The sequence below is a fragment of the Bacillus haynesii genome, from assembly GCF_014042035.1.
Taxonomy (GTDB): domain Bacteria; phylum Bacillota; class Bacilli; order Bacillales; family Bacillaceae; genus Bacillus; species Bacillus haynesii.
Genome location: NZ_CP059494.1, coordinates 3,283,111 through 3,308,189, shown reverse-complemented (window position 1 = coordinate 3,308,189; position 25,079 = coordinate 3,283,111). Strand labels below are relative to the sequence as shown.

General features: G+C 47.1%; 25 protein-coding genes. 8 read left to right on the top strand and 17 right to left on the bottom strand.

Going from position 1 to position 25,079, the window contains the following annotated elements:
* Positions 1-202 precede the first annotated feature (202 nt).
* Positions 203-676, top strand: a complete 474-nt coding sequence (gene bslB / locus H2R00_RS16345) for a biofilm surface layer hydrophobin BslB (protein WP_154998741.1) — start codon at positions 203-205, stop codon at positions 674-676.
* A gap of 42 nt (positions 677-718) precedes the next feature.
* Here bslB and H2R00_RS16340 read toward each other — a convergent pair whose 3' ends face one another.
* From H2R00_RS16340 to sigY, 7 genes are all read right to left on the bottom strand, one after another.
* Positions 719-1,948 (bottom strand): multidrug effflux MFS transporter, encoded by a 1,230-nt coding sequence (locus tag H2R00_RS16340; protein WP_182069834.1) that lies wholly within the window; start codon positions 1,946-1,948, stop codon positions 719-721.
* 109 nt (positions 1,949-2,057) lie between these two features.
* The gene (locus H2R00_RS16335; RefSeq protein ID WP_182069832.1) at positions 2,058-2,834 is read right to left on the bottom strand and encodes an ABC transporter permease; all 777 of its coding nucleotides are present in this window, start codon (positions 2,832-2,834) and stop codon (positions 2,058-2,060) included.
* A complete protein-coding gene (locus H2R00_RS16330) occupies positions 2,831-3,718 on the bottom strand; it encodes an ABC transporter ATP-binding protein (protein WP_182069830.1) in 888 nt (295 codons plus the stop codon). The genes H2R00_RS16335 and H2R00_RS16330 overlap by 4 nt, the downstream gene beginning before the upstream one ends.
* Positions 3,718-3,930, bottom strand: coding sequence for a PLD nuclease N-terminal domain-containing protein (locus H2R00_RS16325; protein ID WP_154998732.1), 213 nt, complete (start codon positions 3,928-3,930; stop codon positions 3,718-3,720). The genes H2R00_RS16330 and H2R00_RS16325 overlap by 1 nt, the downstream gene beginning before the upstream one ends.
* A complete protein-coding gene (locus H2R00_RS21300; protein WP_025810585.1) occupies positions 3,927-4,145 on the bottom strand; it encodes a hypothetical protein in 219 nt (72 codons plus the stop codon). The genes H2R00_RS16325 and H2R00_RS21300 overlap by 4 nt, the downstream gene beginning before the upstream one ends.
* The gene (locus H2R00_RS16320; RefSeq protein ID WP_154998729.1) at positions 4,146-4,469 is read right to left on the bottom strand and encodes a YxlC family protein; all 324 of its coding nucleotides are present in this window, start codon (positions 4,467-4,469) and stop codon (positions 4,146-4,148) included. It abuts the gene before it with no gap.
* The gene (gene sigY / locus H2R00_RS16315) at positions 4,466-4,999 is read right to left on the bottom strand and encodes an RNA polymerase sigma factor SigY (protein WP_154998727.1); all 534 of its coding nucleotides are present in this window, start codon (positions 4,997-4,999) and stop codon (positions 4,466-4,468) included. Before sigY ends, H2R00_RS16320 begins: the two co-directional genes overlap by 4 nt.
* A gap of 153 nt (positions 5,000-5,152) precedes the next feature.
* On the opposite strand from sigY, the gene H2R00_RS16310 reads away from it, so the two are divergent.
* Positions 5,153-6,364, top strand: coding sequence for an MFS transporter (locus H2R00_RS16310; protein ID WP_182069828.1), 1,212 nt, complete (start codon positions 5,153-5,155; stop codon positions 6,362-6,364).
* A 19-nt stretch (positions 6,365-6,383) separates the two neighbouring features.
* On the opposite strand, the gene H2R00_RS16305 is transcribed toward H2R00_RS16310, so the two are convergent.
* Together H2R00_RS16305 and H2R00_RS16300 are read right to left on the bottom strand one after the other, a co-directional pair.
* On the bottom strand, positions 6,384-6,815 hold the full coding sequence (locus H2R00_RS16305) for an enoyl-CoA hydratase (RefSeq protein WP_154998723.1): 432 nt from the start codon (positions 6,813-6,815) through the stop codon (positions 6,384-6,386).
* 323 nt (positions 6,816-7,138) lie between these two features.
* Entirely contained in the window at positions 7,139-8,737 is a 1,599-nt protein-coding gene (locus tag H2R00_RS16300) for a catalase (protein ID WP_244958250.1), read from the bottom strand.
* A gap of 185 nt (positions 8,738-8,922) precedes the next feature.
* Between H2R00_RS16300 and katA the strand changes: the two genes are divergently transcribed.
* The 4 genes from katA (at position 8,923) to H2R00_RS16280 (ending at position 13,237) form a co-directional block, all read left to right on the top strand.
* Positions 8,923-10,380 carry a catalase KatA gene (gene katA, locus H2R00_RS16295; RefSeq protein ID WP_182069826.1) on the top strand — a complete coding sequence of 486 codons (1,458 nt, stop codon included), beginning with the start codon at positions 8,923-8,925 and terminating at the stop codon, positions 10,378-10,380.
* Between the two features lie 117 nt (positions 10,381-10,497).
* A complete protein-coding gene (locus tag H2R00_RS16290; protein ID WP_154997530.1) occupies positions 10,498-10,914 on the top strand; it encodes a Fur family transcriptional regulator in 417 nt (138 codons plus the stop codon).
* Positions 10,915-10,920: 6 nt separating this feature from the next.
* Complete coding sequence (gene hemH, locus H2R00_RS16285; protein WP_182069824.1) at positions 10,921-11,874, top strand: ferrochelatase; 954 nt, start codon at positions 10,921-10,923, stop codon at positions 11,872-11,874.
* A gap of 337 nt (positions 11,875-12,211) precedes the next feature.
* On the top strand, positions 12,212-13,237 hold the full coding sequence (locus tag H2R00_RS16280; RefSeq protein ID WP_182069822.1) for a pectate lyase family protein: 1,026 nt from the start codon (positions 12,212-12,214) through the stop codon (positions 13,235-13,237).
* 36 nt (positions 13,238-13,273) lie between these two features.
* Here the strand turns inward: H2R00_RS16280 and H2R00_RS16275 are convergent, their stop codons facing one another.
* From H2R00_RS16275 to H2R00_RS16250, 6 genes are all read right to left on the bottom strand, one after another.
* Entirely contained in the window at positions 13,274-14,125 is an 852-nt protein-coding gene (locus tag H2R00_RS16275) for an NAD(P)H-hydrate dehydratase (RefSeq protein WP_154997215.1), read from the bottom strand.
* Positions 14,126-14,299: 174 nt separating this feature from the next.
* Positions 14,300-16,051 carry a thiol reductant ABC exporter subunit CydC gene (cydC, locus tag H2R00_RS16270; protein ID WP_154997217.1) on the bottom strand — a complete coding sequence of 584 codons (1,752 nt, stop codon included), beginning with the start codon at positions 16,049-16,051 and terminating at the stop codon, positions 14,300-14,302.
* Positions 16,048-17,772 (bottom strand): thiol reductant ABC exporter subunit CydD, encoded by a 1,725-nt coding sequence (gene cydD / locus H2R00_RS16265; RefSeq protein ID WP_154997219.1) that lies wholly within the window; start codon positions 17,770-17,772, stop codon positions 16,048-16,050. The genes cydC and cydD overlap by 4 nt, the downstream gene beginning before the upstream one ends.
* Positions 17,772-18,788, bottom strand: coding sequence for a cytochrome d ubiquinol oxidase subunit II (gene cydB, locus H2R00_RS16260; RefSeq protein WP_043926870.1), 1,017 nt, complete (start codon positions 18,786-18,788; stop codon positions 17,772-17,774). The genes cydD and cydB overlap by 1 nt, the downstream gene beginning before the upstream one ends.
* The gene (locus H2R00_RS16255) at positions 18,775-20,181 is read right to left on the bottom strand and encodes a cytochrome ubiquinol oxidase subunit I (RefSeq protein WP_154997221.1); all 1,407 of its coding nucleotides are present in this window, start codon (positions 20,179-20,181) and stop codon (positions 18,775-18,777) included. Before H2R00_RS16255 ends, cydB begins: the two co-directional genes overlap by 14 nt.
* 253 nt (positions 20,182-20,434) lie before the next feature.
* Complete coding sequence (locus H2R00_RS16250) at positions 20,435-20,809, bottom strand: hypothetical protein (RefSeq protein ID WP_154997223.1); 375 nt, start codon at positions 20,807-20,809, stop codon at positions 20,435-20,437.
* Between the two features lie 210 nt (positions 20,810-21,019).
* Between H2R00_RS16250 and H2R00_RS16245 the strand changes: the two genes are divergently transcribed.
* Both H2R00_RS16245 and H2R00_RS16240 read left to right on the top strand, forming a co-directional pair.
* On the top strand, positions 21,020-21,808 hold the full coding sequence (locus tag H2R00_RS16245; RefSeq protein WP_154997225.1) for a formate/nitrite transporter family protein: 789 nt from the start codon (positions 21,020-21,022) through the stop codon (positions 21,806-21,808).
* 84 nt (positions 21,809-21,892) lie between these two features.
* Positions 21,893-22,282 (top strand): DUF1259 domain-containing protein, encoded by a 390-nt coding sequence (locus tag H2R00_RS16240; RefSeq protein WP_182069820.1) that lies wholly within the window; start codon positions 21,893-21,895, stop codon positions 22,280-22,282.
* A 25-nt stretch (positions 22,283-22,307) separates the two neighbouring features.
* Here the strand turns inward: H2R00_RS16240 and H2R00_RS16235 are convergent, their stop codons facing one another.
* Entirely contained in the window at positions 22,308-23,630 is a 1,323-nt protein-coding gene (locus H2R00_RS16235) for an NAD-dependent malic enzyme (protein ID WP_182069818.1), read from the bottom strand.
* Between the two features lie 34 nt (positions 23,631-23,664).
* A complete protein-coding gene (nhaC, locus tag H2R00_RS16230) occupies positions 23,665-25,062 on the bottom strand; it encodes a Na+/H+ antiporter NhaC (protein ID WP_154997231.1) in 1,398 nt (465 codons plus the stop codon).
* Positions 25,063-25,079: the final 17 nt, after the last annotated feature.

The following is a 25,079-nucleotide window of genomic DNA, read 5'->3' as shown; positions in this document are numbered from 1 at the left end:
ATTGTCGGCAGCCGTTCTGCTGTATTTTTCTTTACATATCATGCATTTTTTAAAAGTTTTTAGAATTTTCCTCGAAAAATATTTACTTGATTGGTAAACGGTGATAGATTGATGGGACAGGAAAAGGAATATAGTGGATTATGAACTTATTTATTTCCTTTTTCATCTTTTTTTTAAAACGTTCATTAGGAGGGGTAAGTACATGTTAAAACGTAAATTTATCGGAAAAATGGGAGTCGGCCTATTAACTTCGGCAGCATTGTTTTCTTTCCTTCTTCCGACAGAGGAAGCGAGCGCCACTTTTTACAGAAACGCTCCGACGCTGCATGTCGAAACGGTTGACAGCAACAAAGAGTGGACAACTTCAGACATTGAAGTCACTTACAAACCGAACTCTTTTGTCGGTTCAAGCTATGTTGAATTTAACTTCCCATACCGATTCCATGCGAATACGAGAGATTCGCTGAACGGCAGAACGCTGAGCTATACACAGATTTTAAATGACGGGCAAACGGTCAGAGTGCCGGTTTACGCTTTCAGCTCTTCTGAGTTCAAACTGGTCATGGTTCGGAAAACGCTTCCAAACGCAGGCACTCACAGAATCACCGCAGAGCTGCAAAAGTTCGGACGAAACTACAACCACGCTGAAACTACAGTTGATATCCTGCCACGCTAAAAACATTACAGCCTGCCGGCAAAAGAGCCGGCAGGCTTTTTTTCATTTAAGCGCTGCCCGCCGAACCAGCATGTTAAAACAAGCGAGCGCGCTGATATTGCAAAACAGAATGACGACTGCCATCGGCAAAGCTGTATGGCTTCCGCCAATACCGACGAGCGGCGCCGCGGCAGCTCCTAAAATAAACGGAAGCAGTCCTAAAAGCGCAGATGCGCTCCCGGCCGATTTTCCCTGGCTCTGCATGGCCAAGGATCCGCTGGTCGTCGTCACGATTCCGATGCAGGAAACCACGACAAACAGCGGGATTAAAATAAGAATCAGCGGTGCTTTAAAAAAGACAGAAACAAATAAAACAACGCTTGCGGTAAAAGACAGCAGCAAACCGCTTCGCAAAAGGGACGCTTCGCCGAACCGGCCGGCAAGCCTGCCCGTAATCTGAGCTGCGATAATAATGCCCAGGCCGTTTAATGCGAAACAAAAACTAAAGGCTTGAGCCGACAATTTGTAAATGTCCTGCAAAACAAACGGAGAGGCCGATATATAGCCGAACATCCCCGCTACGATCAGCCCTTGCGCCAAGGCATATCCCATAAATGTGCGCTGGCCGAAGAGCCTTCCAAATGATACAAACGTCTCTTTGAACCCGCCTGCCGTACGGTTTTCCGGAGACAGCGACTCTTTAACCCCGAATATAACGGACAAAATCATCAGCAAGCCAAAAAGGCCGATAATGAAAAATACGCCGTTCCAAGTCGTCCATTTCATCAGCTGGCCGCCCGCTACCGGGGATATGATAGGCGCAATCCCGTTAACCAGCATCAAGAGCGAAAAGAACTTTGTCAATTCTGTACCAGAATATAGATCACGGGCAATCGCGCGTGATATGACAATGCCGCCTGCACCCGCTGCACCTTGAATAAACCGCATCGCAATCAAGACCCATACAGAGGATGTCATAGCACATAAAAAAGAGGCCGCGGCAAAAACGGACAGTGAAACGATCAGCGGGAGCCTTCTTCCGAGGACATCGCTGAAAGGGCCGATGACAATTTGCCCGATTGCCAGCCCCAGTAAACACGATGTTAAACTGAGCTGAACGACTGAAGCATTCGTATGTAAATCAGATGCCATCTGCGGAAGGCCGGGCAAATATAAATCGATCACAACCGGACCGATTCCTGATAAAATACCCAATATGACAGCGATCCATAACCTGTTCGGCTTAGCTTTTGACTGAGCCGCAAGATCTGCCTGGCTGTTAAGCGTACCCATTGGATCACTCCTTTTTTATATTTTGAAATCCGCCCTCGAAACCTTCCAATGTATTGTATACCTTAAGCTATGAAGATGACAATCAGAAAAACCGGGCGAACCCGGCTGATTAGTAAGATTCATATCTTTTAAAAACAAAAACGGTGCACATGAACAAAAGAAGCACAATTCCCGAAGACGAAAACACCATCCAGCCGAAAGCATGGTCCCATGAACCGTGCATGATAAAATAGCCAGCCTGGCTTTTCGCCTTATCAGGCATCCATTCGGTAAAGCGGGGAAATAAGGAACCCGCCAGTGAAACGAAGGCGATGAAACTGATGCTCATGCCGGCAATCCCCCCGATATGGCGAAACAGAGCACTGAAAAACATCGTGACCGACATGACAAATATAATCCATATACTGTACACGGATAAACTAAATAAAAACCGGTCAAATTCAACCTTGCCAAATAGAAGATTTGTATAATAGAAAGCCAAACCGTAGCTCACAGCAAACGAAATCAATACGAGCAGCACCTGCTGAAGCCACTTGCTGCCGATATACTGAAGCGGGCTGACAGGTCTCGCCATCACCAATGAAAGGGACCCTTGGTTTCGTTCGTGGACAATGCTGCCCATCACGCTGAAAACGAAAATTGCCGTACCAACCGTGCCGAACTGGGACAAGGTGCTCGCCATTACCTCTTCACCTCTCGGCCTTGGTATGTCGATCACGGCTCCCTCAGGCAAATTCCCGGCCATATCGATTATTTGAGGCATATAATACATGCTGAGCGGCTGAATCAAGCCTAGAAGGATCAAAATGACAGGCAGCCAAAGCAGCTTTCCGTCCCTCCAGCTTTCCGTCCATTCTTTTTGAAATAACATAAAAAATGAATTCATAGCCCTATCACCTTCAAATACATATCTTCCAAGGACATCGTTTTTTGTTCAAAACGAACAATCGATACTTGTCTGTTCAAGCATTCAGCCAACAGTCGGCGGCTGTCAGACCGGTCTGTTAAATAAAATTCAGCTTGTGAAGGCTTATGGTACATGACTTTGCTGACATAAGGCAGGTGTTCCAGCCATCCTTCAAGGCTTTCTTCAGCTGTCAAGATATAAGATGGCTTTAAATGCCGGTTCTTTAATCTATGAAGCGGACCAGACCATTTGACAGTCCCTTCTTTCAGCATGATCACCTGATCGCACACCTCTTCGGCATCATGCAGCACATGAGTTGAAAATAGGATGGTCATCTTCTTTTTTAAATCCTTCATCATATCAAGCACTTCGCGCCGCCCCGCCGGATCCAGCGCGGAAACAGGTTCATCCAAAATCAACAGCCTCGGCTCATGAACCAAAGCCTGCGCCAGCCCGAGCCTTTGCTTCATCCCTCCTGAAAAACCGCCGATTTTCCGGTCTTCTTCCTTTTCCAGACCGACATAGCGCAAAGCGGTTCGACTCTTTTCCAGGGCTTCACGACGTTTCATTTTGGAGAGCCTTGCGGCGAATACCATATATTCTAAAGCTGTCATCCATGAAAAAAACGCAGGATGCTGAGGCAAATATCCGATTTCCAGCCTGTTTATCGATTCTCTCCCCAAAAAGCGGATGCGTCCTGATGTAGGGGCCAATAAACCGGAAAGCATTTGCAATGTCGTCGTTTTTCCCGCTCCGTTCGGCCCGAGAAGGGCAACGCATTGCTGATATTCAAGGTCAAAACTGACATTTTGGACAGCTTGGTGCTGCTGATACATTTTTGTTAAACCATTGACGGACAGCATCACACCCGCCTCCTCTCATATGTTTTTTTACCGATGATAAAGTAAGAGACGGGACCGACAAAACTGATCCCGAAAATGATCAAAATCCACATCCACTTTGGGCCATTCGTTTTCTCCTGTTTGATGCAACTGACCAATGCGGACACTGCTAAAATGAAATACAGCACAATGAAAGGAGCGAGCAGCGCCCAAGGTATATCTGTTTCAGTCATGATGACGGCCTCCTTTTCTTATGAAACGGCCTTACAACAAATAAATAATAGAATAATAAAGGCATCGGTGTTTGGATCAAGCCCCATATTCCCCAAAACCACGCATTGGCTCCCTTTTTCTTCGCATTAAGAAATAGAAAGATACTCTGCGCAAATAAAAGTGGCGAAATGTAAAGCAGCAGCAGCAGTTTTTCCTGAGTCATGTCAAGATTCATTTAATCAGCCTCCCCGTCAGCCGTACGCCGCCTTTTTTCTATCAGGGCGAGCGCTGGCAGCAATATAAGCGCCGCTCCCTGCACCATGATAAAAACAGCCGGTACTTGAATGGAAATCGTCAAGTAAGCCGATAAAATCACCAGCGCCATGACGATAAAACAAAGCAATTCCTTTTTGAGCGCCCGCTTGCGCTCTTGCTTAAACCGTGCTAAACGCTGATTCAGTTCAAATACTTGAGGAACCGGCGGCACAAAGTTATCATCAATTCTTTCGAGTTCGCGTTTCAACTGTGTAACCGTTTCTTTTTCATCTCGGTCAGTCACTGTTCCCACTCCTTTCGAATCTTCTTTAATCCATGATGCACGCGCGATTTGACGGTACCTTCTTTTATTTTCAGCATGTTTGCCACTTCAGGGTAAGTAAACCCGTAATAGTGTCTTAACAAAATTGGCATTCTGAACTCAGGCTCAAGAGCAGCAAAAAGCTCCAAGTATTCGCTCCATTCGTGGCCGTGAAGGGCTGACATCCATTTCATTTTTCGCAATGCTTCCTCCCCTGCTGCTTGCGTTTTCCGGTTTTCGCGTTTTTTCCGGCGCTGATGGTCGATAAACAGCCGGGAAGCAATAGAAATCAGCCATGTTGAAAATTTCGCGTTGCCTTGAAACTGATGAAGGCTGACATACGCTTTCAGCATCGTTTCCTGGACCAAGTCCTCTGTGAGATCTGGGTTCAGCGTTAATTTCAGAACATATTGATATACAAAGGGATAGTGGAGCTGAAACAGTATCGTAAAAGCCTCATCTTCCCCGTCTTTTGCCCGTATGATCAGTTCTTTTTCATCTGCTTGATCCACAAAACGCCAACCCCCTTTCTTTTTGTCTCTGTATCTAGGACGACGGCTGCAAGCAAACCGTTCAATTCTATTTCAATAAGATAAAAAATCATCTTGTTTTCCGACCGGGATTTATGATGTACTTGAATTTAAAAGGGGCGTGAGTAAAAAGGGATGGAGCTGCAAAAACAAATCGTCTATGAAGAAAAACAAATTTTAATGAAAGATCATATGATCTTTTGGGGTGCCGTCTTTTGTTTCTGGTTTGCTACATACATTTATGTCCCTGTTTTCGGATTATATTTAGACAACATCGGATTTTCATATTCAGCAATAGGAATTGTATTGGGAAGCTACGGCGTTACGCAGATATTACTGCGGTTTCCGTTCGGCATCCTGTCAGATGTTCTTTCGCCGCTTAGAAAACAGCTGTTGATCAGCGGCTTTGCAATGTCTCTGTTGAGCTGCTGCATATTTCTGCTGTTCGATTCGTTCATCATGGTGATCACGGCCAGGCTGCTCGCCGGTATGACTGCGGCAATGTGGGTGATGGCAACCGTTTTATACTCGCAGTATTTCACAAAAGATCAATCGTCAAAAGCAATGGGCATCCTGCAGTTTTTAACGGTTCTCCCCCAATTTATCAGCATGGCTGTCAGCGGGTACCTCGTCCATTTGTTCGGCTGGATGTTTCCGTTTTGGATCGGTGTTGCCGTTTCGTGCATCGGACTGATTCTGTCATTTTACATTAAAGATAACGGGCCCGGCCATACGGCCAAGGGGATGGCTTTGTCAGACTATGTTAGACAGACGTTGCGTCTTCCTGATTTAAAAGCGATTACAATATTATCGTTTTTAGCCCACGCTGTGCTATTTATGACCGTGTTCGGTTTCACGCCGATTTACGCGGAATCGGTCGGCATCGATGAGAAACAGCTGATTTGGGTCATGTGCGCTTTTTTTGTTCCGCAAACGCTGGCTTCCGTGTGGTGTATCTTTTACAAAGTAAAGGCCGCCGATGCACTGATATGGATATCTTATGTGATAACGGCTGTTTTCTTTTGCTTGCTGCCGTTTGCCGAGACTCTTTTCGCGGTGTGTGTGATCCACGCCGTGACAGGACTGACATTGGGATTTATTTTTCCGCTTTTGGTCAGCAAAGTCGTTCAGCTTGGTACGCCTCAGCTCAAAATGTCTGTGATGGGTTTCTATCAATCTTTTTATGCGCTCGGTTTCTTTCTCGGACCGGTTGTGGCGGGAAAAGTGGCTGAACTGTTCGGGCTGCGGGAGGTGTTTTGGTTTGCCGGAGCTTTGTCATTGGGGGGAGCAGGAGTGATGCTCGTTTCAAAGCAGTTTTCGATACGTACAAAAAGCAGGCGGGGATGATGCCTGCTTTTTGCTTTGCTCAATAAGATATTTTAGCAGAACCGGCAGGATACCAATAGCCATTCTGCGCTTTTGCCCATCCGTAAACCATATCGCCTGAATTGACCTTTTCTCTGATCAGCTCAAGCCTTTCGCTCGAGTTTGCCTCATACCTGCTTCCCGTTTTCGCTGGTATTTTCACAGATAAAATGTTGTCCTTCAATGTATCAGGCTCCTCATCAGTGCTTGTCCATGCGACTCTTTCATAATAAGTCTGATTAAACGGACTCTCCAATCCTTTAATATAAAAGCGGACTGTTTTGCCAACCACCTTGACATCTGTATATGCCGTGCTGTAGGGATGAATCGATTCCTGAGAAATTGACTTTCCGTATGCCAAAACAGACGTTCCGCCGGCACCGCAAAGCATGATTCCCAACATTAAAACGACAGCTGCCAACTTTTTCAACATGAAAACTCCTCCCTTTTGTTTTTGTTTTCTATACATGTTTAATTTTACCATATAGATCGTTTGCTTTTTTGCTGTGAGTTTGTACATTTATTGAATATAGGAAAATATTAGTTTAATAATGTGAAGCGGGCTTTTATAATGATGAGTTGCTTTTGCTCGTTATTTTTCTCGCAAATTGGAGCGGACATCCCAAGCCTCTTTTTGTATTCTTCTTTTTTCCTCCTCAGCTCAACCGATTGTCTCCATTTTTCCAAAATAAAAAGGATACGCTGAAGAAGCGTATCCGTATTTTATCATCAATTTGAATAGACAAGGATAATCCTTTAATAAGGATCTTCACTATGCCCTTTTTCTTCCGCCTGTCTCGGCGCATCTTCGGCGCCTTCTGCTCCGATCGGCTCCCGGCTGGATGTATTTTTGCTGGAAGCGTTTCTTAATCCTTCCTCGACCCTGCTTCCATATTCCTTGTCGCATTGTTTCAGCATATCGATCATTTTCGTTTGAATTCTTTGATCGCATGGGGCAAGTGTATTGACCAGATTCGTGATCAGCTCGTCCTTTTCCCAATCTTCGAAATGCCTGTACGTGTCCCCGGCCTGCTTGAAATTATTCTGCCTGTCGATACTTTCGCGCACCAGATTTCCTTCGACATGCGGGGTGTATTCTTTGCCATCCTGCTTCGCTTCTTTCAGCCCGTTGATTGTTGAAGGTTCATAGTTGATGTGCGGGCTTTGATTTTTGCCTAAATCGACCTTGTACTGCATCTGGCCGCCCCGCTGATTGGTTGCCACTCTTTTTTTCGGCGCATTGATCGGCAGCTGCAGATAGTTGGCTCCCACTCTGTAACGCTGTGTATCCGAGTAGGAAAACGTACGTCCCTGAAGCATTTTGTCATCGGAAAAATCAAGCCCGTCGACAAGAACCCCTGTTCCGAATGCCGCTTGTTCGACTTCTGTAAAGTAGTCTTCCGGATTTTTGTTTAATACCATTTTGCCGACAGGCAGCCAAGGAAATTGATCTTCAGGCCACAGCTTCGTGTCGTCAAGCGGGTCAAAATCGAGCTCAGGATGCTCATCATCGCTCATGAGTTGAACGAACAGCTCCCACTCGGGATAATCTCCCCGCTCAATCGCTTCATATAAATCCTGTGTGGCGTGATTGAAGTTCTTCGCCTGAATTTCTTCCGCCTCTTTTTGCGTCAAGTTTTTTATACCCTGCTTCGGTTCCCAGTGATATTTCACAAGGACTGCCTCTCCTTCTTGATTCACCCATTTGTACGTGTTGACCCCGGACCCTTGCATCTGCCGGTAGTTTGCCGGAATGCCCCAAGGCGAAAACAAAAATGTGATCATGTGCATCGCTTCAGGCGTGTTGGAAATGAAGTCAAAGATTCTTTCGCCATCCTGCAAATTCGTAACCGGGTCCGGTTTAAATGCATGGATTAAATCAGGAAACTTCACCGCATCGCGGATAAAGAAGATCTTCAAGTTGTTTCCGACCAGATCCCAGTTCCCGTCTTCAGTGTAGAACTTAACGGCAAATCCGCGAGGATCCCGCAGTGTTTCCGGTGAAGATATCCCGTGAGTCACCGTCGAAAAACGGACAAACACCGGGGTTCTCTTGCCTTTTTCCTGAAACAGCTTTGCTCTCGTATACTTTGAGACCGGCTCATCGCCTGCTGTCCCATAAGCTTCAAAATAGCCGTGCGCTCCGGCTCCCCTGGCATGAACGACCCGCTCGGGAACCCTCTCCCTGTCAAAGTGGCTGATTTTCTCCAAGAAATCATAGTTCTCCAATGTAGAAGGCCCCCGGTTGCCCACGGTTCTGATATTCTGATTGTTTGTGATCGGGTGGCCCTGCCGATTTGTTAACGTATCATCCGTCTCCATGTCAGATTTCCGCTCGTTTGAATGCTGATCCATCTCTTTTCCTCCTTTATTTGGAATTAACAATAATTTATCCCAAGTTCAGGAAGTTATTCAAGTTTCAATACATTAAATCAACGATAATGAATTTTTCTTTATAATAATTATAAATAAATATTGTTTTTTTCTTGAGAAATGTTATCATTGTTTTGTAATTAAAATTTACGCGAGGTGATCCTTTGATGACGACAAATAAAAACAACCTAACAACCAGCTGGGGCGCTCCAGTTGGAGACAACCAAAACTCAATGACAGCTGGTTCACGCGGACCGACGCTGATTCAGGACGTCCACTTGCTCGAAAAGCTTGCCCACTTCAACAGAGAGCGTGTGCCTGAACGAGTTGTGCATGCAAAAGGCGCCGGTGCGCACGGTTATTTTGAAGTCACAAATGACGTTTCCAAATATACAAAAGCTAAATTTTTATCAGAAGTTGGAAAACGCACGCCGTTATTTGTCCGTTTTTCAACTGTTGCCGGCGAAAACGGTTCAGCCGATTCCGTCCGCGACCCGCGCGGTTTCGCTGTTAAATTTTATACAGAGGAAGGGAACTATGATCTCGTCGGAAACAACACACCTGTTTTCTTTATCCGCGATGCGATTAAATTCCCTGACTTCATTCATACACAAAAGCGCCATCCGGTCACACATTTGAAAAACCCGGATGCCGTATGGGATTTTTGGTCATTGTCTCCTGAATCCCTGCACCAGGTCACCATCCTGATGTCTGACAGGGGCATCCCTGCGACTTACCGGCATATGCACGGCTTCGGCTCCCACACATTCAAATGGGTGAATGCCGAAGGAGAAGGCGTCTGGATCAAATACCACTTCAAAACAGAACAAGGCATTAAAAACCTGACCGAAGAAGTGGGGACAAAGATTGCAGGTGAAAACCCCGATTATCACACACAGGACTTGTATGAGGCGATTGAAAAAGGCGACTTCCCGGCATGGAAGCTGTATGTTCAAATCATGCCGCTGGAGGATGCGGATACGTACCGTTTTGATCCGTTCGATGTGACAAAAGTATGGTCGCAAAAAGATTATCCGCTGATTGAAGTCGGCCGCATGGTTCTAAACCGGAATCCGGAAAACTATTTCGCAGAGGTTGAACAAGCTACATTCTCCCCTGGAACATTGGTGCCCGGCATTGAACCGTCTCCCGACAAAATGCTTCAGGGACGCCTGTTCGCATATGCGGATGCACACCGCTACCGCGTCGGCGCAAACCATAACAGCCTGCCGATCAACCATCCGAAAGCGGAAGTTCATCATTATCAAAGAGACGGACAAATGCGCTTTGATTCAAACGGCGGCGGCTCTGTCTACTATGAGCCGAACAGCTTCGGAGGGCCTCAGGAATCTCCGGAAAACAAAACAACGGCTTATCCGGTGTCAGGTTCGGCGGACAGCACGGCCTACGACCATAACGACCACTATACACAGGCCGGCGATCTTTACCGCCTCTTGAGCGAAGAAGAGCGGACCCGCCTTGTCAGCAATATCGTAGGTTCGATGAAGCAGGTGACAAAAGACGAAATTAAGCTTCGTCAAATTCAGCATTTCTATAAAGCAGATCCGGAGTACGGCACACGAGTTGCCGAAGGATTGGGCTTGTCCGTTCCGCAGGAAGTTTAAGGCTAAAATCAGTTCAATCATTCTCAATGAAATTCTCATTTTCTCAGGTACAGGCACCCGTCCTCTTAAGCATGCGGGTGCCTGCCCTTAATCAAAGAACGACAGGGGATGTTACGTGTGGAAGACGAGCAGCTCGTCCCTTTATTAAAAAAGCGGGGTTTACGAATTACAGCTCAGCGCGTCCTGATTTTAAAAACGATTGCTTCTTTGGGCGGCCATCCATCGGCAGAAGACATTCACCGGGAATTGCCGTACATGAGTCTCCCAACAATCTACAGCAACTTGAAACTATTTGTGAAGCTCGGCATTTTAAAAGAGCTGTCTCACGGAGACGCAAAAAGCAAATATGAACTGTTTACATCACAGCATTATCATGTCATTTGTAAATCATGCGGGAAGATCGCTGATCTAGACTATCCTCACCTCAAAGAGGTAGAGCATGCGGCAGCACAATTGACGAACTTTAAAGTGAACTCGCATTTTATGGGAATATATGGAATCTGCACAACATGCCAAGAACAGCAGCAGAGGTGAAGACATATGGAACGAAAAAAAGTCGGCCTGTTAGTCATGGCATACGGAACCCCTTATCAGGAAGAAGATATCATTCCGTATTACACGCATATCCGTCATGGAAAACGACCGTCCGATGATATGATTGAAGACTTGAAAAAACGCTACAAGCATATCGGCGGAATCTCTCCGCTCGCGAAAATTACGCTCGCTCAGGCAAAAGAGCTGGAAAAAACGTTGAACGAGCGCCAAGATAAAGTCGAATACGTGATGTATCTCGGCTTAAAACACATCTCTCCGTTTATCGAGGATGCGGTTGAACAAATGAAAAAAGACCAAATTGAAGAGGCCGTTTCCGTCGTCTTAGCTCCCCACTATTCCACCTTCAGCACCGAAGTATACAATCGGCGCGCCAAACAGGCCGCAGTAGCAATCGGCGGACCACGGATCGCATCGATTGACGAGTGGTATCAGGAAGAAGGCTTTATTCGCTATTGGTCTGAAGAAATCGGCAGCATTTTAAACGACATGTCTGAAAAAGAGCGGGAAAAAGCGGTCGTCGTATTCTCAGCACACAGCCTGCCGGAAAAAATCAGGGAGCATGGCGATCCTTACCCGGATCAGCTCGAGAAAACAGCACAACTAATCGGAGAACGGCTGTCATTTGACCAGATCGCCGTAGGCTGGCAAAGCGAGGGCAACACGCCCGATCCTTGGCTTGGCCCGGACGTCCAAGACTTAACAAAGGAACTGTATCAGGAAGGCTTCCGGTCATTCATTTACGCACCAGTCGGTTTTGTATCTGACCATTTGGAAGTGCTGTATGACAACGACTATGAATGCAAAGTGGTTACGGACGAGCTTGGCGCAAGCTATCACCGTCCGCCTATGCCGAACACGGATCCGCGGTTTATCGATACGCTTGCTTCAGTCGTGGAGCGATCATACAACAGCACAGAGCAGGAAAAAGCGGAGCTGTAAATCGATCCGAAAAATGAAAAACTGGAGAAAACAAGTATTAGAATCAGAATCTATGGATTTTCATTTCATAGATTCTTTTTTTTTGCACCATTACGATGAAAGACCTTTATCTAAATGCGCTTATTCTCAGATTCGTGTCATTTGGCATAATCACCAGCTTATGCACAAATCCAACTCACATCATGATTATTCAGACAATTCAGAAACATGTGCTATGCTCTCTCTGATTCCAATAAAAGGGAGGGATAACCAGTGTCCATCGCTTGGCATCCGCCATAATTGTAAGCGCTTCCTACACAGCGACGGTATGAAAAAAGAAACAATAGGAGGAATATTGATGAAGAAATTAATCAGCATCATCTTTATCTTTGTATTAGGAGTTATCGGGTCATTGACAGCGGCGGTTTCGGCAGAAGCAGCTTCTTCGTTAAGCTCGGGCAAAGTAAATCCGCTTGCCGACTTCAGCTTAAAAGGCTTCGCGACACTAAACGGCGGAACAACGGGCGGAGAAGGCGGTCAGACGGTAACTGTAACAACGGGAGATCAGCTGATTGCGGCATTAAAAAATAAGAATGCAAACACGCCTTTAAAAATTTATGTCAACGGCACCATTACAACTTCAAATACATCCGCATCAAAGATTGACGTCAAAGACGTGTCAAACGTATCGATTGTCGGGTCAGGGACCAAAGGCGAACTCAAAGGCATCGGCATCAAAATATGGCGTGCCAACAACATCATCATCCGCAACTTGAAAATTCACGAGGTCGCCTCAGGCGATAAAGACGCGATCGGCATTGAAGGCCCTTCTAAAAACATTTGGGTTGATCATAATGAGCTTTACCACAGCCTGAACGTTGACAAAGATTACTATGACGGATTATTTGACGTCAAAAGAGATGCGGAATATATTACATTCTCTTGGAACTATGTGCACGATGGGTGGAAATCCATGCTGATGGGCTCATCGGACAGCGACAATTACAACAGGACGATTACATTCCATCATAACTGGTTTGAGAATCTAAATTCGCGTGTGCCGTCATTCCGTTTCGGAGAGGGCCATATTTACAACAACTATTTCAATAAGATCATCGACAGCGGAATTAATTCGAGGATGGGCGCGCGCATCAAAATTGAGAACAACCTTTTTGAAAACGCCAAAGATCCGATTGTCTCTTGGTACAGCAGTTCACCGGGCTATTGGCATGTATCCAACAACAAATTTGTAAACTCTAGGGGCAGCATGCCGACTACCTCTACTACAACCTATAATCCGCCATACAGCTACTCACTCGACAATGTCGACAATGTAAAATCAATCGTCAAGCAAAATGCCGGAGTCGGCAAAATCAATCCATAAGCTTTGAGGTGAAACGTTCGGAGCATTCCGGGCGTTTCACTCATTTCCATCCTCATACCCTTTCCATACCGTTGGCAGGAGATCGGAAAGTTCATGCGCAAGGAGCGTATGGGCCGATCTGGTCTTTGTCCATGCGTCCGCACATGCGCCGTGCAAGTGGACAGCATTCAGCACCGCTTCTCTCGGATTCTCATGACAGCACAGCATCCCGAGAAGCATCCCGGTTAACGTATCTCCCGTACCCCCCTTTGCCAGCGCCCCATTTCCCGTTACATTCCTCCAGCACTCGCCGTCTGGGAAAGCAATGATCGTTTCATTGCCTTTCAAGACAAGAGTAACACCGTGTTCCTCCGCATAATCTCGAGCATAGCCGGCCCGGTTTGCCTCAATTTCTCGAATAGACAAGCCTGTCATTCTCGAAAATTCGCCCGGATGCGGCGTTAATACCACTGGCGCTTCCCGTTCTTGATATGATCGTTTTGATAGAGCACCCGCATCAAGGACAACCGGGCAGTCTTTCGCCAATACGTTCCGGACCGCTTGCTCAGTCATTTGCGAAGACAGCAGCCCCGGTCCGATCGCAATCGCCCGGTAAGGTTCGGCAATCTTGCCGGACGCCGCCTTTTCTGCGCCGTCCCGCCAATACGTCGCTTCAGGAAGAACAGGGACGATCAGCGGAATCGCACTCCCGCACGTTCCGATGACAAGCTTTCCAATACCGCTCCGCATCGCCCCGATTCCTGCAAGGAGAGCCGCTCCCGGCATATCTTCACTTCCCGCGAGCAACAGTCCGGTTCCATAAGTTCCTTTATGACTTCCATTCCCCCTTTTCGGCAATGAGCCCTTCACGCAGTCTTTCGTCCATATCGGCAATTGTTCTGCAGACATCCCGGATCACACCTTTCAATACAAAGTTTAAACAAACGTTTAATTAAATTCTAACTGAATCATACCCTTCACTGCTCTTTAAAATGCAAAATCGTGCAGTTGATGAACGGACCATTTTAAATTCATATAAAAAAGACAGCTTCACAACTAGAAGCTGTCTTTGGCGGTTTTCAACTAAGAAAGCCGGCCGACAGGCGCATCCAGACGATAAAGTCTTGAATAGCGCGGATTGTTTTCCAAAAGCTGCTGATGGCTCCCTGCCATTACAAGCTTCCCTTGGTCTAAAAACAGAATTCGGTCGGCTGCTTCGGCTCCTGCCAAATGGTGGGTGATCCATAGAACAGTCTTTCCATCAAGCACTTGAAACATCGTTGATAGAAGCTCCTTCTCTGTTTTAGGATCAAGGCCTACGGTCGGTTCATCCAATACAACGATTGGCGCATCCTGCAGCAGAATCCGCGCCAATGCAATCCGCTGACGTTCTCCGCCTGAAAAACGGATGCCCGTTTCCTGAACAGATGTATGATATCCTTCGGGAAGAGACTGAATATAATCGTGAAGCTTCACCTGGCGCGTCGCCCAATACACATCCTCATCACTCGCGTCAGGGTTCCCGAGCCGGATATTATTCAAAACCGTCGTATCAAACAGATGCGGCTGCTGATTAAAAACGGAGACTACGCGTGAGATTTCTCCCTGAAGAGACTGCGCTGAAATGCCGTTCAATGTAATGTTTCCTTTAGAAGGAGCGAGCGCCCCTTGTATCAACGACAAGATCGTCGATTTACCCGCACCGCTCGGGCCAAGCAAAGCGGTCTTTTCACCCTGTTTTAATATAAATGAAACACCGTCCAACACTGGATGGCCTTGCTTATAAGAAAAAGAAACATCTTCAAAGCGAAGCGTGACATCGTCCAAACCTAAGGCCTCCGCCCGTTCCTGCTGAACAGCGGCTCCAATTTCTTCCCTTTTCGACGGCTCAAGCCCGTCCATTCTTTCTAAAGAATCCTGATACTCAGGGATTGACGCCGCTGCGTCTGAAAGCGGAAAGAACGCTTCCGTCAAAGGAAACACAACAAGAACAAACGCCGCAATAAACACAGGAGCCAGAGCGCCTTCCGCGCTTTGTCCGCCCGCCCATATCAACATTATAAGAACAAGTCCTGCCGCCAGGCATTGTATGGCAAAGTCCCTCCACCGACTGAAGCGCATCCGTTTCCTTTCGATTGCCAGCCATTCCTGTTCTGCCGCTTCATACGCATGGACGAAGTCGTTTTGCCGGCCGCTGAAAACCCAGTCGCTCACGCCCATGACCGCGTCTGTCAGCTGACGGTACAAGAGGCTTCGCCCTCTTTTCAGCGCAACATTTTTTGCCCTTGTCACAAGCAGGGAAACAAGCGGAACAAGAAACACGAAAACCGCGGCATAGATCGCGATCAGTCCTGCAAAAGGCCATGAAAAAAAGCCGATAGCAGTGATGAATATGCCATATAAAAGAAGCGCCGACAGCCCGGGAAATACCGTTCTCAAATACATGTCCTGCAAATGCTCAACATCGTCGGCCAACATGCCGAGCATATCCCCCGTTCGTAAGCGTTCACGCCATTTTAAAGCTTGGGGTTCGAGCATTCTGTAAAGCCTGACGCGCATATCGGATAAAATTTTCAAGATGATATGGTGTCCGGTCAACCGCTCAACATAACGCGACACCGAGCGCAGAATCCCGAAGGTGCGTACCGCTACGATCGGGACATAGATCATCAAAACATTTTCCGGACGCGTAGCCGCTTTAGATATTAAATAACCGGAGGTAAACATGAGAGCAGCCGCCGAGCATGCAGTCACCCCGCCAAGCAACACGACAATGATCAAAAGCCTTATATTTTTCTTGATATAGGGCAGAATCCACCCATCTTCATTGTTCATGATGCACCTCCAAACGACTGCGCCTGCACAAGCTCGTAATAAACACCCTGCTTTTCAATCAGTTCTTGATGTGTACCGGTTTCAGCCACCTGCCCATCTTTCAGCACGATAATTTCATCCATATCAAGCATCCAGTGAAGGCGATGGGTTGCCAAAAAAACCAGCTTGTCTTCAAACAGTTTCAGCATCGTTTTTTTCAACTCGTATTCTGTCTCGATATCCAAGTGAGCGGTCGGCTCATCTAAAAGGAGAATCGGGCGGTTGCCCAAAAAAGCCCGGGCAACGGCTGTACGCTGTGCCTGTCCACCGCTTAATGCCCTCCCGGCTTCACCGATCCGTTCTTTCAAGCCGCACGGAAGCTGATCAATCAGCTCCGACAGCCCGGCGGCTCTTGCTGCCTGTTCAACGTCTTCGTCAGAAGCGCCGGGATGATAAAAACGGATATTAGCTTCGAGCGTATCAGGAAAGATATAGGGATGCTGCGGAATATACAGGAGCTGGTTTTGCCAGCTGTCTGTCTGCAAATGCGTCCTCTCTTTTCCCCCGACTTTGATAACGCCGTTTTTCGTTTCCAGGAAGCCGCCGAGCACATCGATAAGCGTAGATTTTCCGGCACCGCTTTCCCCGATGATGCCGATTTTTTTCTTTCCTTTAAACGATAGAGAAATGCCGGATAAAGAGCAGTTTTTCTCATCTTCATGCCGCACATCTACACCCTTGAACTCGATTTGATCATCGTCGGACCATCGCTGCAGATCCAAAGGCTCCTCATCCTTGAAACCGGGCGAATCCAATATCGCCTTGATCGCTTTACCGGCTTCCCGACCGTTCAATGTAGCATGATAGTCATTGCCGACTTCCCGGACAGGAAGAAAAAATTCAGGCGCAAGAATCAGAATTGCAAGAGCCGGCTCCAGCATGATGGTGCCGTCAACAAGACCGAGACCGAGAAAAACGGCAACGGTTGCCACGGACAGCATGGTGAAAAAATCAAGTGCAAACGATGACAGAAAGGCGATCTTAAGCGTGCTCATCGTCGCCTTCCTGTACCGTTCACTCACATGAAAAATATTCTTAGTATGTGAACGGCTGATACCCAGCACTTTCAAAGTTTCCAGGCCGCGCAGGGAATCTGTAAAATGATTTGAAAGCATCTCATACGTCTTCCATTGGCTGTCCGCTTTTCTTTTTGCCGCATACCCGAGAAGGATCATAAAAGCGATTAAAATCGGCATCGTAATGATTAAGACAGCAGCGGAAGATGTGTCTTTAAAAAAGACATAACAGACAACCGCCGGAGGTATAACGGCCATGCTGACCATTTTAGGCAAAAACAGCTCCAAATAGCGGCGGAACTGTGCAATTCCTTCCATCGCGAGTGTGACGACATGACCGGTTCCTTCTTTTCGCGCCAGCCTGGGGCCGGATCGGAAAAGCTTCTCCAAAAACTTTTTCCGCATGGCGGCTCCTGTCTCGGCGGCATAATCAAAAATCAGCCTTTGCCTGACAAGGGTCACGGCATGGCGGAATAAAAAAGCGGCGGTAAATAAGATGATCAGCGGAAAGAGCGAACCGACCCGCTCACCGTTAAAAAGGCGGGTCACCGCTTCAGCAAGCCATTCGGCCTGCATGATAATGGCGGCGCCCTGCATGCATGTCAGTACAGTGAGTACTGCAAGAATTCGTTTCATCCCTTTATATTGCAAAAGATCTTTTCCCATTAATAAATCATTGGCTCCTTACTGCTGACCCGTTTTCTAAAAACATAGTAGCTCCAGATCTGATAGCCCAGCACGAACGGAAGCAGTGACAGCGCGACGATCGTCATAACCTTTAAAGAATAGTCGCCTGATGAAGCATTATAAACGGTTAAATCATATGCGCTTTTAACCGAGCTGATCATGACGCGCGGGAACAGTGCAGTGAAAATCGTCGCCACTGTAAGAGCGATCCCCGCACCCGTCATGGCAAATGTCCAGCCGTCGCGTTTTTGTTTCATAAACACGATCGACAGCACATAACAAACGACAATCAGAGCCGCAAGCGGTATCGTCACATGTCCCCTGCCAGTGAACAAGTCCGTTTCAAAAATGGATAAAGCAACAAAGGCAACAAGCGCCGCCAAAACGGCAAATACGACTTTTCTGGCCAGCTGTCTTGCCCGGTCACGCAAATCGGCTTCCGTTCTCAATGTTATAAAGATCAGTCCATGCAGCAGGCAGAGAAGCGTAACGGTGACTCCCCCTGTCACGGAATAGACGTTCACATAATCAGTAAAACCGGCGTGCAGATTCATATCGGCATCGATCGGCATGCCGCGCAAGATGCTGGTAAACAAAACACCGAACAAAAACGGGGGCAGGATGCTGCCGAAAAATACGACCCAATCCCATGTTTTCTTCCATTTTGCGGTTTCGACTTTTCCTCTAAATTCAAATGCGACCCCGCGGCCGATCAATGCAAGAAGAACAAAGACAAACGGAATGTAATATCCGCTGAACATCGTGGCATACCAGTTCGGAAAAGCGGCGAAAATCGCGCCTCCCCCGGTCAGCAGCCAGACTTCATTGGCATCCCAGAAAGGGCCGATCGTATTGATCATCACCCTTCGTTCAAGCTCGTTGCGTCCGAGAAACCGGGTCGCCATTCCGACGCCGAAATCAAAGCCTTCAAGAAAGAAAAAACCGATGAACAGCACAGCGACTAATATAAACCAAAGTTCATTAAGAGATACCATGGTAAACCTCCTGATCAAACGGGTCTGTCGATACGGAATCATCATGATGGTGGTCATGGTGTGCAGCCCCTTTTTTAATCTCCCGTACAAACAAGTAGACAAGAACGAGCGCCAGTACAAGATAAATCGCTGTAAACGCGATGACAGAGAACAGCAGCATTCCCGCTGATACGTTCGGAGACACGGACTGCGCCGTTGTCAAAATACCGAACACCGTCCATGGCTGGCGTCCGATTTCAGTCATGATCCACCCCGCCGTATTTGCAATGAATGGAAAGGCGATCAAAGCCACCATTGTCCGCAAGAACCATTTGCTTGTTTCGAGTCTTTTGCGGAAGCTGAGATAAAGACCCGTCAAAGCGGCAACGATCATTAAAAGCCCTGAACCAGCCATGATTCTGAAACTCCAGAACGTCGTTTTCACCGGTGGAATATAATTTCCTTCTCCGTATTTTTCTTCATATTGCTTTTGCAGTGTCTTCATTCCAGGCACATCGCCGCTGAACTGTTTATAAGCCAAATAGCTGAGCGCATAGGGGATGCTGAGCTCGGATTTGTTTTCCTGCTTGTCCGTGTCAATGTTCGCAAGCACCGTCCAAGCTGCCGGATCGCCGCTGTCATCCCAAAGCGCTTCGCTGGCAGCCATTTTCATCGGCTGGCTCTTCATCAGATGCTGTGCCTGCTCATGTCCGCTGAACGCTACGCCGATGCCAGAAACAAGCGCCACAATCATCGCGATTTGAAAGGATTTTTTAAAAAAGAGCAATTCTTGTTTTTTCAGCATTTTATACGCGCTGACGCCGGCAATGAAAAATGCCCCAGTGGCAAGCGCACCGAAAATGACGTGCGGAAATTCAACCCATAGCTGCGGGTTTTTAATAATCGCAAAGAAATCGGTCATTTCCGCGCGGCCGTTTTTAATCGCGAATCCGACAGGCTCCTGCATAAACGAGTTGGCCGCCAAAATCCAAAACGCCGACATGATCGTTCCAAGAGAAACAAGCCAGATGGACAGCAAATGAATCTTCTGCGGAAGCCGATCCCAGCCGAATATCCACAAACCGATAAACGTCGATTCCATAAAGAAAGCGAGCAGCGCTTCCACCGCGAGCGGAGCGCCGAATACATCACCGACAAAGCGGGAGTACTCCGACCAGTTCATTCCGAACTGAAATTCCTGTAAAATCCCGGTGACCACACCGACTGCAAAATTAATTAAAAATAAGTGCCCCCAAAATTTAGCCATCGTTCTGTAAATGTCTTTTTTCTTTACGACATAAAGGGTTTCCATTAAAGCAACCATAAAGACAAGCCCGATTGACATCGGTACAAAAATAAAGTGAAAGATCGTTGTTGAAGCAAATTGAAATCTTGCCAAAATGAGTTCGTCCACTGTTCCAGTCTCCTCCTCTTTGTTCTAGCCGGACTCGTTGCCAAAAGGGCATCCCCCTTGCTCAAAGTTTCACATACATCTTATGAATATGATCATTGTCACAGACAAAAGGGTGACCTCAGCCCACATTGTTGTTCTGTTATTATCCGGATGGTTATTTATACCTGTACTTTACCGCGAAATCCTTCTTAAATAAAGTATATTTTTCCTAATTAATGGATGTCATTGTGACAATTATACGAAGGAATTATAGCTATTTTGTGACATGGTGGTTATCAAGAACTAAATCGGTATAAGAAAAATGCCCCGAATCCATGTGGAGCATTTCCTCATTCAACGACTGTGATTCTTTGTGCAAAGCCTGTCGCATCAAAAGAATACCGTTATATGCAATACAGCAAATTCGGTGTTTTCCTTCAGTGCGCGCCCGCCTTACAGAACGTCCTGCTATTTTGTCCAATCTGTGAAACCTTCCTTCCGCCTTCTGTGCAGTCCCTTCATTCATTTGCTGATTTATCCCCACTAAGCCTTCACGCGGCACCGGCTGACTGCACTGTATGTTTGAGATTCCTCTCTGCACAGCCATCTTGCATATCAATTTGAAACCGGTCCCGCTGGTCATATACAAAACGCCGCCCCCTCTGACTTTTAACGAAGGGAATATTTATTACGTAGGAATAAACAATAACGATACCTTGTTTATTCTATGAAAATCGAACCATACATTTGTTCAAACAAAATACACAAAATTTGTGAAACGTTTCACAATATCCTGCTATACTTAGGTTGTATTTATGATAGAAACTTCTTAAGTAAACACTTGATGGTGGTGGAAAACATGGAATCAAAATCACTTGTTCTTGTCGAAGAGCTTGCTTTAAAAAAGCAAAGCATTTTTATGCAAAGCCCGCTTCGCTATCTTTTACGGGCTATGCTGGCCAGTATGTTTATCGGGTTCGGAGTCATTGTAGCGTTTAAAACGGGGAATCTCTTTTATGTTGAACATTCTCCGTTCACATATCCAATTGCAGCCATCACATTTGGGGGCGCCATTATTCTGATCGTCTATGGCGGGGGAGATTTATTTACGGGAAATACATTTTATTATACATTGGCTGCGCTTCGTAAAAAAATGCGATGGCCCACTGTTATCAAGCTGTGGATGTTCAGCTATGCAGGAAATTTAATAGGCGCCGTTTTTTTCGCAGGCCTCATCTTTGCGACCGGCTTATTTAAGGATCCTTCTTCCACCGGCTTTATTCTCAGCGTGGCGGAGCATAAAATGAATACGCCGGTGACCGAATTGTTCTTCAAAGCGATTCTGTGTAACTGGCTTGTCTGTCTTGCGTTTTTTGTTCCGATGGCGCAAAAAGGAGACGGAGCAAAAATGTTCTCTATGATGCTGTTTGTTTTTACTTTCTTTATTTCCGGTTATGAACACAGCATCGCGAACATGGCCACTTTTGCCGTCTCCCTGGTGACCGAGCATCCGGATACGATTTCGATTGCAGGTGCAATCCATAACTTAATTCCGGTAACACTCGGGAACCTGATCGGAGGCGCGTTTATGATGGGCTTCATGTACCACTATGCTAACAAGCCGGGCGGTGAAGAAATCATCAAATAAAAGGATCGTCCATTTTTAAAGGATTCTAAATATGCGGGCTCCCTTCATAAAATCGTGGTAACTTTAAAAATGGAGGTTCACCGGATGCAAAGTTTTCATTCGCTTTGCCGGCAATTTGGACATATTTTAAATGGAGAGGCGCACATTGAACACGGTGTTTGTTCTGTCAGCATCAAACGGAATTTGCGTGTCACGATTCAAGGAAGACCAAGCCGGGGAGTCGGCATGGAAGAAATCATGTTCGAATCGCTCGATCAAAACGGAATCGCCTTGAATATGGCCGAAGTCGCCATTTTGCCTGAAGAAGTTCCGCTGTTTACAAAAAAGCTTGTCGATCAGGGCATCATCATCAGCGCTCTCCACAATCATTGGATGTTTACAGAACCGAATATTTTATATATTCATTTTCAATCTGTAGAACCGCCGTTACCATTCGCAAGAAAAACAGCTGCCGCTTTATCCGTATTGCGATAAAACAGCAGCTGTTTTCTTTATCCGTTTATTTTCCCATTTCTGAAAGTGCGACCCTTTCGACTGCTTTGGCCACAATCTCGTGAACTTCAGGGTTCAGCGGATGAGGCACAAGATCGCCTTGTTTTGTGCAGGATGCGATCGCTTCGGCGGCCGCAACCAGCATCGGGTGGCTGATCGAATCCGCTCCGGCATTTAACACGCCCCTGAAAATACCGGGGAATCCCAGCACATTGTTGACAGACCGTCCGTCCGCAGCGTAGGCTGCCCCGGCCTCGAGCGCATCCTCAGGCTCAATCTCCGGCTTCGGATTGGACAGAGCCAAAATCACCTGGCCTTCCCGAACCCATTTCTTATTGATCAATCCCGGAACACCGGTTGTCGCGACGATGATATCACAGCTTTCCATCAATTCTTCAATGCTTTCAGCCGCATGGCCGCCATAGTTCTCTAAACGCGCCATCGCCTCAAGCGATTTATCCGTTCCGACAACACGTTTTACTCCATATGCCATAAACATCCTGCAGATCGCGACCCCCGCCGCGCCCAGGCCGATTTGGCCGACATGGGCTTGCTTCAGATCGACCCCGGCACTCTTGGCTGCTGAAATGGCGGCCGCCAGTGTCACCACCGCAGTACCGTGCTGGTCGTCATGCATGACCGGAATATTCAGGTCGTTTTTCAGGCGCTCTTCGATTTCAAAACAATGCGGGGAACCGATGTCTTCAAGCAAAATGCCGCTAAATCCGGGCGCGATGTTTTTAACCGTCCTCACGATTTCGTCAGGATCATTCGTGTCGAGCAGAATCGGTACCCCGCTGATGTCCGCAAGCTGGTCGAAAAGTGCGGCCTTCCCTTCCATAACAGGCATTCCCGCCACAGGCCCTATGTCTCCTAAGCCAAGGATCGCCGTGCCGTCCGTTACAATTGCAACTGAATTGCCGATTCCGGTATAGATATTCGCTTTTTGCGGCTCTTCTTTAATAAGCTCGCACACATTCGCGACACCTGGCGTATACACCCGCCGCAGATCAGCGAGCGAGCGAATCGGCATCTTGCTTTTCATGCGGATTTTGCCGCCTTCATGTGCAGCCAATACATCATCTGAAACGGTATGAAGGTGGATGCCTTCTTTTAAGTTGCGGATCACTTCAAGAATCTCGGTAAGCTGTTCTTCATGTTCAACTTGAACCGTAATGTTCCGCATCGTATAATTCGGCCCTACCTTGATCGTTTCAACCTCTCCGATATCACCGCCGGCAAGGCCGATCGCCGTTGTCACCTTTCCAAGGTTTCCGGGTGCTGAAGGGATTTCCAGCATCAAATTCCGAATAATATTGTTGCCATTCATAACAGAATACCTCCATCAATTGTTTTAAAATCGGCTACTGAACCGGCGAGTCTTTTTTATCGGTATACCAAATAAATTTACCTGTGTATCCGTACAAAATCGCAAGTCCGATTGAAACAAAGCTCAGCCACATGAAGGGCAGGTAAGAGAAGGTGGACACGCCGAGAATCCCCGCCATATATATGCCGTTGTCTGACCACGGCACCATGCCCGACGTCATCGTTCCGCCGACTTCCGCGTTTCTGGACAGCACCCTCCGGTCAATTCCGAGCTTGTCATAGCTTTTCTCCATAATCTTCGGCGTTAAAATGAGCGAGACATACATCGCGCAGCCGAACACATTTGCCAAGAAGGCGACGATAATCGTCGAGAATGTGACGTTGCCGGCAGAAGTCAGTTTTTGCTGGAACTTGGAAACGATCACTTTTAGAACGCCTAAGTGCTCCAAGAGGCCGCCAAAGCCCAGACCGAGAATGATGACGACGACTGAACCGAGCATGCCCTGAATTCCTCCGCGGTTTAAGAGCTCGTCCATAAATTTGATCCCGGTGTCGATGGAAAAGCCGTTGTATGCTGTGCCGATCGCATCCGCAAAGTTCATGCCTTGGAAGACCGCAGCCCAGATCGCGCCCAAAAGTGCGCCGATCGCGATCGTCGGCACAGAAGGCTTTCTCATCGCTAAAAGAACAATGACGACAATAGCCGGAACAAGCATCCAAATATGAATATCAAACGTGTTCTGCAAAGAAGCTTTCAAAAATTCAACTTTTTCCAAATCAACATTTCGGCCTCCGTATATAAAGCCGGTGATGGTAAACAGGACCGCCGTGATCAAATAAGCGGGAACCGACAAGTACAGCATCGCTCTGACATGGGTAATCACTTCGACCTTTGAAAGGGATGACGCAAGCACCGTACTATCAGAAAGCGGCGATAATTTATCTCCAAAGTAGGCTCCGGACAGCACGGCTCCGGCTACAAGCGGAAGCGGAAGCCCCAGCCCTTCCCCGATTGCCATCATGGCGATCCCGGCCGTTCCTACTGTGCCCCAAGACGTACCTGTGGCAACAGATGTGATCGAACAAATAATGAGCGTGGCGAGCAGGAATATGCTCGGATGGATAAACTCAAGCCCGTAATAAATCAAAGTCGGCACAACACCGCCGGCTATCCATGTGCCGATCAGAGCGCCGACGGCAATCAGGATCAATATCGCTTCAAGTCCATTTGAAATTCCGTTTGTAATCGATTTTTGCAAATCTTCATACCGGTGCCCCAGGCGCAGACCGAGCAAAATCACTAAGAACCATGAAATAAACAATGCCAGCTGAATCGGCAGATCGAATTTGACTGTAAATGAACAAACTATCGCTAAAAATGCACCTAATACACAAATGATTTCCAACATTGATGGCAACCGTGTTGTTTTCAACCTAAATCCCCCTTAAT

What these genes read in the sequence shown, in the direction of transcription:
- H2R00_RS21300 (WP_025810585.1), bottom strand. Translation starts at nt 4,145, where the DNA reads ATGAATCTTGACATGACTCAGGAAAAACTGCTGCTGCTGCTTTACATT.
- H2R00_RS16245 (WP_154997225.1), top strand. Translation starts at nt 21,020, where the DNA reads ATGGAATCAAAATCACTTGTTCTTGTCGAAGAGCTTGCTTTAAAAAAG.
- H2R00_RS16300 (WP_244958250.1), bottom strand. Translation starts at nt 8,737, where the DNA reads ATGGATCAGCATTCAAACGAGCGGAAATCTGACATGGAGACGGATGAT.
- H2R00_RS16275 (WP_154997215.1), bottom strand. Translation starts at nt 14,125, where the DNA reads ATGTCTGCAGAACAATTGCCGATATGGACGAAAGACTGCGTGAAGGGC.
- H2R00_RS16335 (WP_182069832.1), bottom strand. Translation starts at nt 2,834, where the DNA reads ATGAATTCATTTTTTATGTTATTTCAAAAAGAATGGACGGAAAGCTGG.
- H2R00_RS16310 (WP_182069828.1), top strand. Translation starts at nt 5,153, where the DNA reads ATGGAGCTGCAAAAACAAATCGTCTATGAAGAAAAACAAATTTTAATG.
- H2R00_RS16305 (WP_154998723.1), bottom strand. Translation starts at nt 6,815, where the DNA reads ATGTTGAAAAAGTTGGCAGCTGTCGTTTTAATGTTGGGAATCATGCTT.
- hemH (WP_182069824.1), top strand. Translation starts at nt 10,921, where the DNA reads ATGGAACGAAAAAAAGTCGGCCTGTTAGTCATGGCATACGGAACCCCT.
- H2R00_RS16330 (WP_182069830.1), bottom strand. Translation starts at nt 3,718, where the DNA reads ATGCTGTCCGTCAATGGTTTAACAAAAATGTATCAGCAGCACCAAGCT.
- cydB (WP_043926870.1), bottom strand. Translation starts at nt 18,788, where the DNA reads ATGGTATCTCTTAATGAACTTTGGTTTATATTAGTCGCTGTGCTGTTC.
- cydC (WP_154997217.1), bottom strand. Translation starts at nt 16,051, where the DNA reads ATGAACAATGAAGATGGGTGGATTCTGCCCTATATCAAGAAAAATATA.
- H2R00_RS16235 (WP_182069818.1), bottom strand. Translation starts at nt 23,630, where the DNA reads ATGAATGGCAACAATATTATTCGGAATTTGATGCTGGAAATCCCTTCA.
- katA (WP_182069826.1), top strand. Translation starts at nt 8,923, where the DNA reads ATGACGACAAATAAAAACAACCTAACAACCAGCTGGGGCGCTCCAGTT.
- bslB (WP_154998741.1), top strand. Translation starts at nt 203, where the DNA reads ATGTTAAAACGTAAATTTATCGGAAAAATGGGAGTCGGCCTATTAACT.
- H2R00_RS16280 (WP_182069822.1), top strand. Translation starts at nt 12,212, where the DNA reads ATGAAGAAATTAATCAGCATCATCTTTATCTTTGTATTAGGAGTTATC.
- H2R00_RS16340 (WP_182069834.1), bottom strand. Translation starts at nt 1,948, where the DNA reads ATGGGTACGCTTAACAGCCAGGCAGATCTTGCGGCTCAGTCAAAAGCT.
- H2R00_RS16325 (WP_154998732.1), bottom strand. Translation starts at nt 3,930, where the DNA reads ATGACTGAAACAGATATACCTTGGGCGCTGCTCGCTCCTTTCATTGTG.
- cydD (WP_154997219.1), bottom strand. Translation starts at nt 17,772, where the DNA reads ATGGGAAAAGATCTTTTGCAATATAAAGGGATGAAACGAATTCTTGCA.
- H2R00_RS16240 (WP_182069820.1), top strand. Translation starts at nt 21,893, where the DNA reads ATGCAAAGTTTTCATTCGCTTTGCCGGCAATTTGGACATATTTTAAAT.